Source organism: Amaricoccus solimangrovi (assembly GCF_006385685.1).
Classification (GTDB): Bacteria; Pseudomonadota; Alphaproteobacteria; order Rhodobacterales; family Rhodobacteraceae; genus Amaricoccus; species Amaricoccus solimangrovi.
The window spans coordinates 37,391-54,750 of record NZ_VFRP01000019.1 but is presented as its reverse complement, the minus strand read 5'-3'; the positions used below and the strand labels follow the sequence as shown (position 1 = coordinate 54,750).

Sequence of the window (17,360 nt, the reverse complement as noted above, 5' to 3'; positions counted from 1 at the left end):
ACCGCCTTCTCCGCCCCCATCGCGCCGCGCGCGCCCGCTCCCGGAAAGCCTGAGGCATGGCGGAGACGAAGGGGCCGATGGCCGTCTACCGCGCCCGCGTCGCGGAGGGGAAGCTCGACAACGATCCCGCCCAGCGCCTCGCGGTGGAGAAGCTCCAGCTCCTGCACATGCGCCTCGTCGACTACAACCCGGCCCGGCCGAAGCGGGTCGGCCTCGGCTTCTTCGGCTGGGGCCGCGAGCGACTCGAGGAAAAGGCGGTGCCCGGCCTCTATCTCTACGGCGGCGTGGGGCGGGGGAAGTCGATGCTGATGGACATCTTCTTCGACTCCGCGCCGCTCCGCCCGAAGCGGCGGGTGCATTTCCACGCCTTCATGCAGGAGATCCACGCCGCGATCCATGTCGAGCGCGGGAGGGGCGTGAAGGATCCGCTGCGCGTTGTCGCCGACCGGGTGGCGGATGGCGCGACGCTGCTCTGTTTCGACGAGATGCAGATCACCGACATCACCGACGCGATGCTGGTGGGCCGGCTCTTCGAACGCCTCTTCGAACGCGGCGTGGTCATCGTCACCACCTCGAACCGCGCGCCGGACGAGCTCTACAAGGACGGGCTGAACCGCCAGCTCTTCCTGCCCTTCATCGCGCTCATCAAGGAGAAGCTGGAGCTCCACGAACTCGCGAGCCATGTCGACCACCGCCAGGACCGGGTGACCGGGGCGAAGGTCTATTTCGCGCCGCTGGGGCCCGAGGCGGCGGAGGGGGTCGAGGAGGTCTGGCGGCGGCTGACCACGGGTCCCGGCATGCCGCTCGTGCTCGACGTGCAGGGCCGCGAGGTCCGGCTCCCCGCGCACGAGGGCCGGGTCGCGCGCGCGGGCTTCGCCGATCTCTGCGCGAAGCCGCTGGGCCCCGCGGATTATCTCGCGATCGCCGACACGCTCGATTGGCTGCTGCTCGAGGACGTGCCGGTGCTCTCGCCCGCGAAGAACAACGAGGCGAAACGCTTCGTCACGCTGATCGACGCGCTCTACGAGGCGCGGACCCGGCTCGTCATCTCCGCGGCCGCCGAGCCGGAGCGGCTCTACGCCGAGGGCGCGGGCGCCTTCGAATTCGAACGCACCGCCTCCCGCCTCCAGGAAATGCGCGGCTCCGACTGGCTCCACTGAGGCCGTCGGCCCGCGGATATGCATATGCATATGCATATTGGCCGGGCGAGGCATCCGCCGGGATCGGTCGGGGAAATATGCATAGACATATTCCCCCGCCGCGCCGCTACCGCAGCCGCTCGAGCAGGGAGGCGGTGGCGAAGCCGTCGGGCGTCATGCCGCGCGCGCTCTGGTAGCCCCGGATCGCATTGGTGGTGTCGGGGCCGATCACCCCGTCGGTCGAGCCGGGGTGATAACCCGCCGCCATCAGCCGCTCCTGCAGCTCGACCTTCTCGGTCCGGCTGAGTTCGCGCTCGTCGCGCGGCCAGGCGGCGACGAAATCGGACGCGCCCGCGATCCGGTCGCCGAGATGGCCGACGCCCATCGCGTAGGATGTGGCGTTGTTGTAGCGCTTGATGACGTAGAAGTTGCGGAACACGATGAAGGTCGGCCCGCGCGCCCCCGCCGGGGCGATGATCGCCCCCTCGCCATGATCGGGCAGCGGCCGGCCGTCCATCAGCGTCACGCCTCGCGCGCGCCAGTAGGAGACCGGCTGGCGGTTCTTCTGGTCCGCCCGCGCGTAGTCGAAGCCCGGCGGCATGTGCACCTCGAGCCCCCAGGGCTGGCCCGGTTCCCAGCCCGAATGCGCGAGATAGTTCGCGGCGGAGGCCAGCGCGTCGGTCGGATCGTCGGACCAGACGTCGCGCCGCCCGTCGCCGTTGAAATCGACCGCGTAGGCGAGATAGCTCGACGGCATGAACTGGGTATGGCCCATCGCCCCGGCCCAGGAGCCGACCATCCGCGCGGGCGTCGTGTCGCCCGATTGCAGGATCCGGAGCGCGTCGACGAGCTGCTCCTCGGCGAAGGCGCGGCGGCGGCCGTCATAGGCGAGGGTGGCGAGCCCCTCGATCACCGGGATGTCGCCCCGGTTCCTGCCGTAATTCGTCTCCATCCCCCAGATCGCGAGCACGGCCTGCCCGTCGACGCCGTAGCGCGCCTCGATCGCATCGAGCGTGGCGCCGAGCCGGGCGGCGTTGGCGCGGCCGGTCTCCACCCGCGTCGGCGAGGCGGCGCTGTCGAGATAGTCCCAGATCGGCTTGGTGAATTCGGCCTGTTTGCCGTCGAGGCGCACCACGGTCGGATTGACGCCGACGCCGGCGAAGGCGGCGTCGAACACGCCGGGCTCGATGCCCTGCGCGATGGCCTGGCGGCGGAACTGGTCGCGCCAGGCGATGAAATCGGAAGGTTGCGGACTGGGCTGGCTCCGGGACGCCTCCGGGCCCGGTCCCAGTTGCGAGGTCGCTCCGCCACCGCAGCCCGCCGCGCCGAGAACGACGACGAGCGCGGCCAAGGATAGATGTCTCAAGGGCCTGCCTCCGGCTCGATGTTCGTTTTCCTCCGAGGCTACCGCGGGAGGCCGCGCCTGCGAAAGCGATTCTGGCGAATTTCCGCCGACCGCGGCGCATTGACCGGGCCCGGCCGCCGGGCGAGGCTCGGCGATCCGGGCAACGAGGCGGGAGGTGGGACATGCGCGTCGCGGTCTTCAGCGGCAAACCCTATGACGAGGCGTCGCTCCCGAACGCGCCGGGCGCCGGGCGGCACGACTGGCATTTCTGGGGCGAGAAGCTCTCGCCCGCGAGCCTCCGTCTCGCCGAGGGCCGGGACGCGGTCTGCGCCTTCGTGAACGACGACCTCTCGGCGCCGGTGATCGAGGGGCTGGCGGCGCGCGGCGTCCGGCTGATCGCGCTGCGCTGCGCGGGCTATAACAACGTCGACCTGGCCGCGGCCGAGGCGGCGGGCGTCGCCGTGGGCCGCGTGCCCGCCTATTCGCCGCACGCGGTCGCCGAGCACGCGGTGGCGCTGATCATGACGCTGAACCGCAAGACCCATCGCGCCTACAACCGGGTGCGGGACGGGAATTTCGCGCTCGACGGGCTGCTCGGCTTCGATCTCGCCGGCAAGACGGTCGGCGTGGTCGGCACCGGGCTCATCGGCGCCGTGCTGACGCGGATCCTGACCGGATTCGGCTGCCGCGTGCTGGCCGCCGACCCGGTCGAGAATCCCGAATGCCTGGCGCTCGGCGTGCGCTACGTCCCGGTCGGGACGCTGTTCGCGGAAAGCGACGTCATCTCGCTGCAATGCCCGCTGACGCCCGGGACGCATCATCTGGTCGACGACGCGGCGATCGCGCGGATGAAGCCGGGGGTGATGATCGTCAACACCAGCCGGGGCGCCATCATCGACGCCCGCGCCGCGATCCGGGGCCTGAAGCGCGGCGTCATCGGCGGATTGTGTCTCGATGTCTACGAGGAGGAAGCGGGGATCTTCTTCGAGGATCTCTCCGGACGGATCCTGCAGGACGACGTGCTGGCGCGGCTCATGACCTTCCCGAACGTGCTCATCACCGCGCATCAGGGCTTCTTCACCGCCGAGGCGCTGGCCGCGATCGCCGAGACGACGGTAAGGAACCTCGACGCCTTCGAGGCGACGGGGGTGCCCGCCCATCCGCTGAGGACGGGCTGAGCGCCCCCGGGTTTCAGGCCCGGGCCTGGTGGTTCCCCCGCGCGAGCACGCGTTCCGCCGCGATGCCGAAGCCGATGCCGAGCACGGCCCAGACCACGGCGCGGATCGCGAGCGAGGCGAGGCGGAACTCCCACAGCGTCCCGGCCGGGAAGCCCGAACCGGAAACCTCGTCGAGCGTGGGCATCATCAGCATGACAAGGGCCACCAGGACCACATAGGCCCCGATCCCAACGAGCCACGCGGTCCAGGCGCCATGGGCCGCCGTCAGGTGCCGGGCGATCATCACGCCGAGGATCATGGCGCCGACCGAGAAGAGCAGCATCATGAAGAAGGTGGCGGTGCGGATCCCGATCGTCTCCGGACTGCCGACCGCGGGCGGATTGGCCGGATACTTGAGCCCCGGCACCAGCACCAGCGCGACGAAGCCGCCGAGCGCCAGCAACGCGACGGTCGCCCGCGGGCGCAGCGCGCTGAGGCGGCCCTGAACCCCGGCGAAGACGAGCGCGAGGACGCCGCCGAGCGCCACCCCGTAGACCGTCGTTCCGGTCAGCAGGCCGATACCGGCCTGCGTGCCCCGCGAAATGCCCGCGCCGGGATCGTGCGCGGCGTCGTGGTCATGCTCCCCGGCCTCCGCCTCGCCGTGATGGTGCCCGCCCTCGCCCTCGAGCGCGACGGCGCGCGCGACCTGCGGTTCGCCGAACACGCGGGCGAAGCCGAAGGCGAGCAGGCCCGCCAGGATGCCGACCAGCATCCCGCGCAGCAGCAGCTGTCCCATCATGTCAGTGGCAGGGGAAACCGAGCAGGTGGCGCCCGTCGTGGACGAATTCGTGCACGCCCATGCCGGAGAAGACCGCGGTCGCCCCCTGCTCCGCGCCGATGAAATAGAGCGCGATCAACGCGAGCAGCCCGGCGAAGACCGCCCAGGGCAGGATCTCCCCGACCGGGATGGGCCCCGGAAGAGAAGCGGCGGGGAAGGCGGCGGTCTCGGCCATGCGGTGTCTCCTCGGGAATGCGCGCCCGGATGTCTCTGTCTCGAACCGGCGGGGTCTGACTTCCAACCGTCGCGGATGGTCACAGCGGCGCGACCGTGCCAGACTCGCACTGGCTTCCCGTCCGTTCACGATCACGGTAGGGCGCCGCCGAGCCCGCGTCAATCAGCCCCGCGCCAAGGGAAGGACCATGCGCCTCTTCCTCGTCTGCCATTGCCCCACCTCCGCGACGCGTGTGGCCGCCTTCCCGGAGGACGAGCCGCCGGAAGCGGATTCGCTGGCGCGCGCCGCGAAGCTCGGCGCCGGGCTCGGCCGGGTCGAACGGCTCTGGCACGGGCCGGAGCGGCGCGCGGTCGAGACGGCGTCGGCGCTCGGGCTCGGAGCCGCGCCGGAGGCGGAGCCGGCGCTGCGCGACATCGCGGTCGGCGCCTGGGCCGGGCGGAGCCTCGGGCAGGTCCAGCGCGACGCGCCCGAGGCACTGCTCGCCTGGCTGAGCGATCCCGAGGCGGCGGCGCCCGGCGGCGAGAGCGTGGCGATGGTCGTGGCGCGGACCGCGGCCTGGCTCGCGGCGGTGCCGGAGGCGCGGCGGGGCGTCGCGGTCGTGCCGCAGGCGATCTTCCGCGCGGCGGTGGTGAGCCTTCTCGGCGCGCCGCCCGCGAGCTTCTGGCGCATCGACGCGCCGCCGCTCGCGCGGGTGGCGCTGAGCCGGCGGGACGGGCGGTGGTCGGTGCGGTTCTGAGGGGGTGGGGGGCGGGTGGCGGACCGAGGTCCGCCCTACGGCGGGGGTGGCGGACAGATGTCCGCCCTACGCGCGGCCGCGTTTGCGGGCGAAGCTCCGGCTCTTCGCGAGTTTCGGGCGCGGGGTCCGGCTCGTCGGGCTCCGGCCGCTTCGCGGCATCGCGCGGCCCTCGATCGAGAGCAGTTCGAAGAGGAGGCCGCCCGTCACCGGCGCGGCCTCGGCGAGGCGCACCACGACGCGGTCGGCGAGGCCGATCCGGCGGCGGCTCTTCTCGCCGGTCAGGGTCTGGCTGTCGGGATCGTAGGTGAAATATTCCCGCCCCAGCATCGAGATCGGGATGAGCCCGTCCGCCCCGGTCTCGTCGAGCTTCACGAAGAGGCCGAAGCGCGCGACGCCCGAGACGCGGCCCTCGAATTCGGTGCCGACGCGGTCGGCGAGATAGGCGGCGAGGTAGCGGTCGATCGTGTCGCGCTCCGCCATCATCGAGCGCCGCTCCGTCATCGAGATATGCTCGCCGATCTCGGGCAGGTCGATCTCCTCCTGGCCGGTCAGCCCGTCCACCCTGGGGTTGGGACCCCAGCCATGCGCCCGGATCAGCGCGCGATGCACGATCAGGTCGGCGTAGCGGCGGATCGGCGAGGTGAAATGGCCGTAGCGCGGCAGGTTGAGGCCGAAATGGCCGAAGTTCTCCGGCGCGTAATAGGCCTGCGTCATCGAGCGCAGCACGGAGATGTTGATCATCTCGGCATGCTCGGTCCCCGCCACGCCGTCGAGCAGGCGGTTGAGATGCGCGGTTTTCAGCACCTGCCCCTTGGCGAGCACCTGGCCGACGCTCTCGGCCGTCTCCCGGAGCGCGTCGAGCTTCTCGGGGGAGGGTTCCTCGTGGACGCGGTAGAGCAGGCGGGTCTTCTTCGCCTCCAGCGTTTCAGCGGCGCAGACATTGGCGAGGATCATGAAATCCTCGATCACCTTGTGCGCGTCGAACCGGTCGCGGAAATTGACCGAGACGACCTTGCCCTCGTCCGAGAGCACGATCCGCCGCTCCGGAAGGTCGAGGTTCAGCGGCGCGCGCCGGTCCCGCGCCTTGTGCGCGGCGCGCCAGGCGGCCCAGAGCGGCGCGATGACGGTCTCGACCAGCGGCGCGGTCTCGGCGTCGGGCGCGCCCTCGGCCGCGCGCTGCGCCTGTTCGTAGGAGAGCGAGGCGGGCGAGCGCATCAGGCCGCGGGTGAAGCGGTGCGAGAGCTTCTCGCCCTCGGCGCTCAGCACCATGCGCACGGCGAGGCAGGGCCGGTTCTTGCCCGCGACGAGCGAGCAGAGGTCGGCCGAGAGCGCCTCGGGCAGCATCGGCACGACGCGGTCGGGGAAATAGGTGGAATTGCCACGCCGCTTCGCCTCGCGGTCGAGCGCGGAGCCGGGGGTGACGTAATGGGCGACATCGGCGATGGCGACCCAGACGACATGGCCGCCCGGGTTGGTCGGGTCGGTGTCGGCATGCGCGCAGACCGCGTCGTCGTGGTCGCGCGCATCCACCGGGTCGATGGTGACGAGCGGAAGCTCGCGCAGGTCCTCGCGCGCCTTGCCCGCGCGGACCGGCTTCGCCGCCTCGGCTTCCGCCAGCGCCGCGTCGGGGAAATCGTCGGGGATGCCGTGCTCGTGGATCGCGATCAGCGAGACCGATTTCGGTGCCGAGGGATCGCCGAGCCGGGCGACGATCCGCGCCCGCGGCAGTCCGTGGCCACGCGGCGCGCCGATCTGCTCGGCCTCCACGAGCTCGCCCTCGCGCGCGCCGGCGCGGTCGCCGGGCTCGACGCGCCAGTCGCGGTCGGTCTTCTTGTCGATCGCGGCGACGCGGCCGCCGGATTCGCTCTCGTGATAGATGCCGATGACGCGGCTCGGCCCCATGCCGATGCGCCGGATCACCCGGGCGGCGGGCGGCGCCTCGGGCGTGTCGAGCGCGATCCGCCGGCCGAGCAGCCGGTCGCCCTGGCCGAGCGCGGGATCGTCGCGGCGGGTCTGGATCAGGAAGCGCGGCCGGGGGCCGTCGATCTCCCATTCCTCCGGCTCGCCCCAGAGCTCGCCCTCGGCGTCCACCTCGGCGACGCGGAGCACCAGGACGGGCGGCAGTTCGCCGGCGGGGCGCGCGCGCCGGCCCTTCTTCTCGATCTTCCCCTCGCGAGCGAGCCGGGCGAGCATCCGCTTGAGCTCGACCTTGGCCGCGCCCTTGAGGCCGAAGGCGCGCGAGATGTCGCGCTTCGTCGTGGTGGAGGGATTGTCGCGCAGCCAGTCGAGCAGTTGCGCCTCGGAGGGAAGGTCTCTCATGGGATCGCGTTAGCACGGGCCGCGGCGCGCGTCGCGGGAAATCGGGGGGCGCTCCGAGGGGGACCGCCCCCCGGTCCCTCAGCTTGTCGGATACCAGGCGCCGCGCACCACCTTCGTCGGCGCGCCGGAGGCTTCCAGCGCCTTCTCGAAGGCGTCGAGATCGCTTTCGCCGTAGTGATAGGGATAGACCACCTTCGGCGCGAAGGCGGCGACGCCGGAGGCCGCCTGCTCCACATCCATCGTATAGGGCAGGTTCATCGGCACGAAGGCGATGTCGATGTCCTCTTGCGCGCGCAGTTCCGGAATGTCCTCCGTGTCGCCCGCGATGTAGATCCGCTGGCCGCCGATCGTGAGCACATAGCCGTTGTCGCGGCCCTTGGGGTGATACTGGAGCCGGTCCGGGGTCGTGTTGTACGCGGGCACCGCCTCGATCCCGATGTCGCCCGCGGTCGCGCTTTCGCCGTTGGCGAGCGGCGTCGCCTTCATCCGGAGCGCCTCGGGCAGCTTGTCGTGGACGGAAGGGTTGGTGACGAGGCGGGTATCCTCGCCCACGAGCGCGGAGAGCGTCTCGGGGTCGAAATGGTCCTTGTGCTCGTGGGTGATCAGGATGAGCCCGGGCCGGGGCAGCCCGTCGTAGAGCTCCGCGCCCCAGACCGGATCGCTGTAAACGACGAGCCCGGGCGTCGTCATCACGAAGGAGGCGTGGCGTACCGGGTGGATCATGATCTCGCCCGCTTCCGTGTCATAGCTGTCGCCCTCCATCGCCCAGGCGGCGCGCAGGCCGGCCAGCGTGGCCCCCGCGAGCGCCGCGAAGCCCAGGGCCTTCCGTCGGGAATAGGACATCGCTCGGCTCCCTCTCATGCGTTGCCGGGGGAGAGCTTAGCGCGGCGCGCGGAAGTTGACAGGGGCGCGACGCCGCGGGGGGCTTAGCGCGGGGTTAACCGCCAGGCGACTATCCCCGGAGGCCAGGAGGTGCGCGCATGACCGAGGATCCGGAGGGCCCCGCGGGGCCCGAACCGCCCGCGTCGCGGGAGGAGCTGATCGACTGGCTGCGGCTGGCGCGGTCCCGCCGCGTCGGTCCCGTGACGTTCCTGCGGCTGACGCGGGAGCACGGCTCCGCCGCCCGGGCGCTGCGCGCGCTGCCGGGCCTCGCCTCCGAGGCGGGGCTGCGCGACTACGCGCCCTTCCCGCGGGAGGCGGCCGAGGCGGAACTCCGCGCGGGCGCGGCGCTGGGCGCGCGGCCGCTCGCGCTCGGCGCGGCGGATTATCCGCCCCGGCTCGCGCGCATTCCGGACCCGCCGCCGCTCGTCTGGGCGCTGGGCGATCCGGCGCTGGCGGCGCGGCCCGCCGTGGCGTTGGTGGGCGCGCGCAACGCCTCCGCGCTGGGCTGCCGGATGGCGGCGCGGCTCGCGCGCGATCTCGGCGCGGCGGGGTTCGTCGTCGTCTCGGGGCTGGCGCGCGGGATCGACGCGGCCGCGCATCGCGCCGCGCTCGACGGCGGGACGGTGGCGATCCAGGCGGGCGGGGTGGACGAGGTCTATCCGCCCGAGAACGCCGAGCTCGCGGCGGCGATCGGCGCGGGCGGGCTCCGGCTCTCGGAAATGCCCATGGGGCATCCGCCCCGGACCCGGGATTTCCCGCGCCGCAACCGGATCATCTCCGGCCTCGCGCTCGGCGTCGTCGTGGTCGAGGGCGCGCTTCGCTCCGGCAGCCTGATCACGGCGCGCGCCGCGCTCGATCAGGGGCGGGAGGTGATGGCGGTGCCGGGCAATCCGCTCGATGCCCGGGCGGCGGGCTGCAACGCGCTGATTCGGGACGGGGCGCTGCTCGTGCGCGACGCCGGGGACGTTCTCGAGGCGCTCGCGCCGGCGGCGGCGCGGCGCGGGGTGATTCGGGTGCCCCGGCCCGCCCCCGCCGCGCCGCCGCCGGAGGGCGGCGAGCTCGGCTCGCGGCTGCTCGCGCTGCTGGGGCCGACGCCGATCGCGGAGGACGCGCTGATCCGGGATCTGGGCGGCCGCGCGGCGGAGGTGGCGGCGGCGCTGCTCGATCTCGAACTCGCGGGCCATGTGCTGCGCCACCCGGGCGGCGGCGTCGGCCTCGCCCCCGGAGCCGGCTGACGGGGCGTCACGGAGCTTGCGCGCAAAAAAAAGCGGGCGGACACGAGGTCCGCCCGAGGCAGCTGGCCACGTTAGTGGCCGGGAGTAACGCTATTCCGCGGGATGCGCGCGGGCGCCGGCGATCTCGGGGTCAAGCCCGGCGGTCTCCGACAGCTGATGATGACGCCGGAGCAGGGGCCGCAGCACGAGGACGGCGCAGATGGCGGCGGAGATGTCGAGCACCGACATGGTATAGAGCACGCTCGACCAGCTTCCGGTGGCTTCCATCAGGATGTTGCCGAAGGGGACGAGCAGCGCGGCGATACCCTTGGCGGTATAGAGCGCGCCGTAGATCTTGCCGATGTGCTTGGTGCCGAAGGCGTCGCCCGCGGTGGCGGAGAAGAGCGAGTAGACCTCGCCCCAGGCCAGGAAGACCACGCCGGAGAGCAGCACGAAGAGGACCGGATTGCCGCCGAGATGGGCGAGGGCGAAGATGCCGGTACCCTCGATCGCGAAGGCGAGGAACATCGTGTATTCGCGGCCGATGTGGTCGGAGATCCAGCCGAAGAGCGGGCGCGAGATGCCGTTCATCAGCCGGTCGATCATCAGCGCCATCGGCAGCGCGGCCATGGTGAAGAAGTAGAAGTTGACCGGGGCTTCCTTGACGCCGAGGTCCTCCGCCATGACGCCGAGCTGCGCCACCGCCATCAGGCCGCCGGTGACGGTCGCGGTGAACATGCCGAGCATGACCCAGAACACCGGGGTGCGCAGCGCCTCCTGCAGCGTGTAGTCACGCCGCGACTGCGCGACGTTGGCGGCGTAGCCGGCGGTGTCGCTTTCCTTCGGGGCGCGCAGGAAGGTGGCGACCGCGAAGATCACGATGCCCTGGATGAAGGCGAAGACGAAGAAGGTGTGCTGGTAGCCCGAGGTCTCGAGCATGTGGGCGATCGGCAGGATCGTCAGGATCGTGCCGGAGCCGTAGCCGCCCGCCGTGAGGCCGACCGCGAGGCCGCGCCGGTCCGGGAACCATTTCAGCGCGTTGTTGATGCAGGTCGAGTAGACGCAGGCGACGCCGAGGCCGCCGATCGCGCCGCCGACGTAGAAGCCGGTGAGCGAGCCGGCGTAGGAGTTGATGAGCCAGGCGATGAAGATCGCGACGCCGCCGAACATCACCACGTTGCGCGGGCCGCGCGTGTCGATGAAATGGCCGACGACCGGCGTGCTCCAGGTCTGGACGAGGACGAAGATCGTGAAGGCGGTCTGGATCGCGGCCCGGGTCCAGCCCGTGGTCTCCTGGATCTCGGGGACGAACAGGGTCCAGGAATACTGGATGTTGGACGCGGCGACCATGCAGGCCACGCCGAGCGCGAGCTGGGCCCAGCGGTTGGTCGCAAAGCCTCCCTGTCCGCCGCCGAGGGCGACGGCGCGTTGTTTATCCATCGGTAAGTCTCCTCCAGGGCGCCGTCCATCGGTCTCGTGCCAATGATCCGGTGCGCCGTCTCTGTTGTATGTCAGCCAGCGGTTGTTCCACCAGCTTGATCGAAGGACACAATAAAGCCTCCGGCGAGTCAACGTATTTGGCATGCCAAACCAAGTATACCAGTCTAGTTGCGACACAATGACGCAGTTCCGGACGCCGGGAAGCTGGAATCCACGTCCGTCGAGGGAGAAATCGCGACAGTATGTCGCAGGTATCGCGGCCCGAATGCCGGAAACGGGGTCTTCCCACGCCGTCGAATCCCTTCGTGGTGGATGAGGGGCGCGCGCCCGGCGGAGAGTCGAGTCGCGGCCGCGGGCACCCGCCGCGCTCCTACCCCGGGGGCGCCGGACGCCGCCACTCCCGGAGGAACGTGAGTCTCCTCCCGAGCCTCGCGCGGGCCGAGCGCGGCGGCGCGAATCGTTGACTGCTTCTTGGCGAATGATAAAATTTTACCATTATCGATTGAGCCGTCCGCCAAAAGGTCGGGTCAATGCCACCCAATCTTCGAATTGGCGAAAGTAATTGTCCGGTCGCGCCGTTAGGTGCGCGGGCTGGAATCGCATTCTCTGTTTTCAGTGGGGCGCGGCCGCGGCCGCTTTACGACATGGAGGGGGCCATGGCGCGCATTATCGGCGACCATGACGACAATTTCATTTCCGGAAGGGGAGGTGACGACTGGCTGCGCGGGCGCGGCGGTGATGACACGCTGCGCGGCAACGCGGGCGACGACACCCTGCTTGGCGGCGACGGGAACGACGTGCTGCGCGGCGGCGCGGGCGACGACGTACTGCGCGGGGGGCGGGGCGACGACACGCTGGTCGGCGGGACGGGCCATGACCTGCTCCAGGGCGGCTCCGGCCACGACGTCTTCCGGTTCGGCCCGCTGCATGCCGGCGACTTCACCATCGGGCAGGCGGACGAGATTCTCGACTTCTCCGCCGAGGACACGATCGACCTGCGCCCGCTCGGCCTGCTCGGCCTCTACGAAGGCTACGGCGCGGAACCGTCGCGCGGCGAGGGCTCCGTGTGGCAGGCCAATGGCGACACCTACATCACGTGGAACGCCGGCGGGAGCTTCCATGACATCAAGCTCGTGGGCGTCACCGGCGACATCATGAGCCAGATCACCTGGTACGACGATGATTACGGCGCCTCCCCGGACCGGGCCGGGAGCCTCGCGGAGGACACGCCGGTTCAGGGCAACATCGAAATCGCGTCCGACTCCGACTGGTTCGCGATCAATGTCGAGGCGGGCCGGCTCTACACGATCGACCTCAGCGGCGTGGACGGTGGCGGCGGGACGAACGCCGATCCGTATATGGATCTCCTCAACGCGGACGGGGACTGGATCAACGGCGACGACGACGGCGGAGAGGGACTCGACGCGCATCTCGTCTTCATCGCGCAGGAGACCGCGACCTACTACGTGGCCGCCACCAGCTATTCCACCTCCACCGGGACATACACGCTGGCAATGACCTCCGATGTCTATGTCGACGACCATGGCGACACGACGGAGACGGCGACGCCGCTCGCGGCCGGCGAGACCGTCTCGGGATTTCTGGGCACCCCGGAGGACACCGACTGGTTCGCCGTGACGCTCACGGCGGGCGAGACCTATGCCTTCGACATGCGTGGGGCGGACAGCGGGTCGGGCACGTTGTACGATCCCGTCATGGAACTCCGCGACGCCGGGGGGAACCTGATCGACGAGAACGACGACTGGGAGACCTACGATTCCCACCTGGAGCACGAGGCGGAGACGACCGGGACCTATTATGTCGTGGCCCGGGACTGGGGCGGCACGGGAACCTACGAGATCAGCTACGACACGACCGCGGCGGGCTCCGCGACGGCCGCGGATCTCATCCTCTGAGCGGGCGAGGAAGGCGCCTCCGGGGGCGCCCGCTCCCGGGGCGGCGGCGGGCCGATGTTGACAAGCCCGCGGCGGGGCCACATTTAAGCCGCCGTCGCGGCGCCGGCCCAACGGCCCGCGCGAGGGGTAGCGCATGGCCGTAGTCGTCGTCGAGTCGCCCGCCAAGGCGAAGACCATCAACAAGTATCTCGGGCAGGACTATATCGTCCTCGCCTCCTACGGACATGTGCGCGATCTGCCGCCCAAGGACGGGTCGGTCGATCCGGACCACGACTTCGAGATGAAGTGGGAAGTCGCCTCCGACAGCCAGAAGCACGTCCGCGCGATCGCGGAGGCATTGAAGGACGACGACAAGCTCATCCTCGCCACCGACCCCGACCGCGAGGGCGAGGCGATCTCCTGGCACCTGCTGGAGGCGCTGACCAAGCGCAAGGCGATCCGGAAGGATACCGAGGTCGAGCGCGTCGTCTTCAATGCGATCACGAAGAACGCGGTGACGACGGCGATGGAAAATCCGCGCCAGATCGACATGGAACTGGTCGAGGCCTATCTCGCGCGGCGCGCGCTCGATTATCTCGTGGGCTTCCGCCTCTCGCCGGTGCTCTGGCGCAAGCTCCCCGGCGCGAAATCGGCGGGCCGGGTGCAGTCGGTCGCGCTCAGGCTCATCGTGGAGCGCGAGATGGAGATCGAGGCCTTCAGGGCCCGCGAATACTGGAGCGTGAAGGCGCTGCTCGGCACGCCGCGCGGCGACGCGTTCGAGGCGCGGCTCGTCACGCTCGACGGCAAGAAGCTCGACAAGTTCGATCTCGGGGACGAGGCGGCGGCGAGCCGCGCGGTCGCCGAGATCAACGGGCGCGACCTCGCCGTGGGCTCGGTCGAATCGAAGCCCGCGAGCCGCAACCCGGCCGCGCCCTTCATGACCTCGACGCTGCAGCAGGAGGCGAGCCGCAAGTTCGGCTTCGGCGCGCGGCAGACGATGAACGCGGCGCAAAGGCTCTACGAGGCCGGGCACATCACCTACATGCGGACCGACGGCATCGACATGGCGCCCGAGGCGGTGATGGCCGCGCGCGAGGAGATCGGGCGGCGCTACGGCGCGGATTACGTGCCGAAGAGCCCGCGCATGTACAAGAACAAGGCCAAGAACGCGCAGGAAGCGCATGAGTGCATCCGGCCGACCGACATGGGCGCGAGCCCGGAGAAGCTCCGGCTCGAATCCGATCAGGCGCGGCTCTACGACCTGATCTGGAAGCGATCGCTCGCGAGCCAGATGGAGGCGGCGCGGTTCGAGCGGACCGTGATCGAAGTCACCTCCGCCGATCAGGCCGTGGGGCTCCGCGCGACCGGTCAGGTGGTCACCTTCGACGGTTTCCTGAAGGTCTATACCGAAGGCCGCGACGACGAGGATTTCGAGCTCGTCGACGACGAGGACGGCGGCCGGCTGCCCCGGATCGTCGCGGGCGAGCCCGCCGACAAGCGCCGGGTGACGCCGGAACAGCATTTCACCCAGGCCCCGCCGCGCTATACCGAGGCGACGCTGGTGAAGCGGATGGAGGAGCTCGGCATCGGCCGGCCCTCGACCTATGCCTCGATCGTCTCGACGATCCAGGAGCGCGACTACGTCTGGAAGGACAAGAACCGGCTGCTGCCCCGCGACAAGGGGCGGCTGGTGACGGCCTTCCTCGAGAGCTATTTCGGCCGCTATCTCGACTACAACTTCACCGCCGACCTCGAGGAGGATCTCGACAAGGTCACCACCGGCGCCGAGGACTGGAAGGCGCTGCTGGCGCGGTTCTGGAAGGATTTCTCCGCCGCGCTGGGCGAGACGGCGGAACTGCGCATCACCGACGTGCTCGAGAAGATCAACGAGGTGCTGGAGCCGCATCTCTTCCCGGTGACGCCCGAGGATCCCGAGCCGCGGCGCTGCAAGGCCTGCGGCACGGGCCGGCTCTCCTTGCGCACCGCGCGTTCGGGCGGGGCCTTCATCGGCTGCTCGAACTATCCCGAATGCCGCTATACCCGGCCGCTCGCGGGCGAGGTCGAGGGCGGCGACGCGGCGGGGCCGGACGGCAAGCTGCTCGGCTATGACGACGACGGGACGCCGGTCTCGCTGCGCGTCGGCCCCTACGGGCTTTATGTCCAGCTCGGCGAGGTGACCGAGGAGACGCCGAAGCCGAAGCGCGCCTCGATCCCGAAGGGGATGGATCCCTCCACGGTCGATCTTCGGCGCGCGCTCGACATGCTGTCGCTGCCGAGGCTGATCGGCATGCATCCGGAGGATGGCGAGAAGGTCGAGGCCTCGATCGGCCGCTTCGGCCCCTATGTGAAGCACGGCAAGGTCTATGCGAACATCAAGGATCCCGAGGAGGTCCTGACCATCGGCATGAACCGCGCGGTGGAGCTTCTGGCGCAGAAGGCGGCGCGGGGCGGCGGCCGGGCGGCGGTGAAGCCGATCCGGGTGCTGGGCGAGCATCCCGAGGGCGGCGAGATCGGCCTCTACGAGGGGCGCTACGGGCCTTATGTCAAATGGGAGAAGGTCAACGCGACCGTCCCGAAGGAGACCGCGCCCGAGGCGGTGACGCTCGACCAGGCGCTGGAACTCATCGCCGCGAAGCGCCCGGCGAAGAAGACCGCCGCGCGCAAGACCGCCGCGAAGAAGGCGCCGGCGAAGAAGGCCGCCCCGAAGGCGGCCGCCCGGCCGAAGAAGGTCGCCTCGGGCGAGTGATCAGGCGCTGCCGCCCACGGTCAGCCCGCCGATGAGCAGCGTGGGCTGGCCGACGCCGACCGGCACCCACTGCCCGTTCTTGCCGCAGTTGCCCATCCCGGGGTCGAGCGCCATGTCGTTGCCGATCCCCCGGATGTGGCGGAGCGCGGTCGCGCCGTCGCCGATCAGCGTCGCGCCCTTGACCGGGGCGCCGACCTTGCCGTCCTTCACGCGATAGGCCTCGGTGCAGGAGAAGACGAACTTGCCGTTGGTGATGTCGACCTGCCCGCCGCCGAAGCCGACGGCGTAGATCCCGTCCCGGAGCCCGGCGAGCAGATCCGCCGGATCGGTGTCGCCGCCGAGCATGATCGTGTTGGTCATCCGGGGCATCGGCGCGTGGGCGAAGCTCTCCCGCCGGCCGTTCCCGGTCGCCGCCACCCCCATCAGCCGGGCGTTCTGCCGGTCCTGCATGTAGCCGACGAGAATGCCGTCCTCGATCAGCACGGTCCGGCCCGAGGGCGTGCCCTCGTCGTCGAAGGAGATGGAGCCGCGGCGGTCGGGAATCGTGCCGTCGTCCACCACCGTCACGCCCGGCGCGGCGATCCGCTCGCCCATCAGGCCCGCGAAGGCCGAGGTCCGCTTCCGGTTGAAATCGCCCTCCAGCCCGTGGCCGATCGCCTCGTGGAGCAGGATGCCGGGCCAGCCGGGGCCGAGCACCACGTCCATCACGCCCGCGGGCGCGGGTTCCGCGCGCAGGTTCACCTTCGCGACCCTGAGCGCCTCGCGCGCCACCGCCTTCCAGTGGTCGGTGCCCATGAGCGGCGCGAGCCCGTAGCGGCCGCCGCCGCCCGCGCTGCCCGATTCGCGCCGGCCGTTCTCCTCGACGATGACGGAGATGTTGAGCCGGACCATCGGCCGCGCCTCGGCGAGCCGGCCGCCTTCGGGGCGCAGGATCTCGATCTCCTGCATCGAGGCGGCGAGGCTCGCGGTCACCTGCGCGACGCCGGGGTCGAGTTCGCGCACATAGGCGTCGATCTCGCGCAGCATCTCGACCTTCACGGCGAAGGCCGCGTCGTCGAACGGGTCGTGGTCGGTATAGAGGCGCTGGTTGGTCGCCTTCGGCGGCGCGGCGAGCACCCCGCCCCCGGCGCCGACGGCGAGCCGCGCCGTTTCGCCGGCGCGGGCGAGGGCGGCCTCGGAGATCTCGGTCGAATGGGCGTAGCCGACGGTCTCGCCCCGCACCGCGCGCAGGCCGAATCCCTCGGCCGCGTCATAGCTCGCGGTCCTGAGCCGCCCGTCGTCGAAGAGAAGCGCCTCGCCGCGGCGGCGCTCGAGGAAAAGCTCGCCGTCATCGGCGCCCGCGACCGTCAGCCGCAGCTCGGCGAGCGCCAGACCCTCGTCCAGATGCGTCTCGAAAGGCCTGAAACGGGGGGTCGCGGGCATGGTCTTGCCTCCTCTGGCTTCGCGAGCGGCGCGCGCCGGAGGCAATAGGACC

General features: G+C 70.8%; 13 protein-coding genes. 6 read left to right on the top strand and 7 right to left on the bottom strand.

What is annotated here, in order from left to right; genetic code table 11:
- Window positions 1-56: 56 nt before the first annotated feature.
- Window positions 57-1,160: a cell division protein ZapE gene (zapE, locus tag FJM51_RS16585; RefSeq protein WP_233713159.1), complete on the top strand. Its 1,104-nt coding sequence runs from the start codon at window positions 57-59 to the stop codon at window positions 1,158-1,160.
- 106 nt (window positions 1,161-1,266) lie between these two features.
- Here zapE and FJM51_RS16580 read toward each other — a convergent pair whose 3' ends face one another.
- The gene (locus FJM51_RS16580; RefSeq protein ID WP_140455257.1) at window positions 1,267-2,505 is read right to left on the bottom strand and encodes a lytic murein transglycosylase; all 1,239 of its coding nucleotides are present in this window, start codon (window positions 2,503-2,505) and stop codon (window positions 1,267-1,269) included.
- Between the two features lie 161 nt (window positions 2,506-2,666).
- On the opposite strand from FJM51_RS16580, the gene FJM51_RS16575 reads away from it, so the two are divergent.
- On the top strand, window positions 2,667-3,662 hold the full coding sequence (locus tag FJM51_RS16575) for a 2-hydroxyacid dehydrogenase (protein WP_140455256.1): 996 nt from the start codon (window positions 2,667-2,669) through the stop codon (window positions 3,660-3,662).
- 13 nt (window positions 3,663-3,675) lie between these two features.
- Here the strand turns inward: FJM51_RS16575 and FJM51_RS16570 are convergent, their stop codons facing one another.
- Window positions 3,676-4,437, bottom strand: a complete 762-nt coding sequence (locus FJM51_RS16570; RefSeq protein WP_210240313.1) for a CbtA family protein — start codon at window positions 4,435-4,437, stop codon at window positions 3,676-3,678.
- 4 nt (window positions 4,438-4,441) lie between these two features.
- Window positions 4,442-4,654 (bottom strand): CbtB domain-containing protein, encoded by a 213-nt coding sequence (locus tag FJM51_RS16565; RefSeq protein ID WP_140455254.1) that lies wholly within the window; start codon window positions 4,652-4,654, stop codon window positions 4,442-4,444.
- 187 nt (window positions 4,655-4,841) lie between these two features.
- Here FJM51_RS16565 and FJM51_RS16560 point away from each other — a divergent pair, with 187 nt between their 5' ends.
- Complete coding sequence (locus FJM51_RS16560; RefSeq protein ID WP_140455253.1) at window positions 4,842-5,390, top strand: histidine phosphatase family protein; 549 nt, start codon at window positions 4,842-4,844, stop codon at window positions 5,388-5,390.
- A 66-nt stretch (window positions 5,391-5,456) separates the two neighbouring features.
- Here FJM51_RS16560 and rnr read toward each other — a convergent pair whose 3' ends face one another.
- Both rnr and FJM51_RS16550 read right to left on the bottom strand, forming a co-directional pair.
- Window positions 5,457-7,709 carry a ribonuclease R gene (gene rnr, locus FJM51_RS16555; protein ID WP_140455252.1) on the bottom strand — a complete coding sequence of 751 codons (2,253 nt, stop codon included), beginning with the start codon at window positions 7,707-7,709 and terminating at the stop codon, window positions 5,457-5,459.
- A 78-nt stretch (window positions 7,710-7,787) separates the two neighbouring features.
- Window positions 7,788-8,552: an MBL fold metallo-hydrolase gene (locus FJM51_RS16550; protein WP_140455251.1), complete on the bottom strand. Its 765-nt coding sequence runs from the start codon at window positions 8,550-8,552 to the stop codon at window positions 7,788-7,790.
- A 137-nt stretch (window positions 8,553-8,689) separates the two neighbouring features.
- Here FJM51_RS16550 and dprA point away from each other — a divergent pair, with 137 nt between their 5' ends.
- Complete coding sequence (gene dprA, locus FJM51_RS16545) at window positions 8,690-9,826, top strand: DNA-processing protein DprA (RefSeq protein ID WP_140455250.1); 1,137 nt, start codon at window positions 8,690-8,692, stop codon at window positions 9,824-9,826.
- Between the two features lie 90 nt (window positions 9,827-9,916).
- Here dprA and oxlT read toward each other — a convergent pair whose 3' ends face one another.
- On the bottom strand, window positions 9,917-11,245 hold the full coding sequence (oxlT, locus tag FJM51_RS16540; RefSeq protein WP_140455249.1) for an oxalate/formate MFS antiporter: 1,329 nt from the start codon (window positions 11,243-11,245) through the stop codon (window positions 9,917-9,919).
- A 656-nt stretch (window positions 11,246-11,901) separates the two neighbouring features.
- Here oxlT and FJM51_RS24825 point away from each other — a divergent pair.
- On the top strand, window positions 11,902-13,161 hold the full coding sequence (locus FJM51_RS24825) for a calcium-binding protein (RefSeq protein ID WP_306419444.1): 1,260 nt from the start codon (window positions 11,902-11,904) through the stop codon (window positions 13,159-13,161).
- Window positions 13,162-13,294: 133 nt separating this feature from the next.
- On the top strand, window positions 13,295-15,886 hold the full coding sequence (gene topA / locus FJM51_RS16530) for a type I DNA topoisomerase (RefSeq protein ID WP_140455247.1): 2,592 nt from the start codon (window positions 13,295-13,297) through the stop codon (window positions 15,884-15,886).
- On the opposite strand, the gene FJM51_RS16525 is transcribed toward topA, so the two are convergent.
- Window positions 15,887-17,308: a TldD/PmbA family protein gene (locus FJM51_RS16525; RefSeq protein ID WP_140455246.1), complete on the bottom strand. Its 1,422-nt coding sequence runs from the start codon at window positions 17,306-17,308 to the stop codon at window positions 15,887-15,889.
- Window positions 17,309-17,360 lie beyond the last annotated feature (52 nt).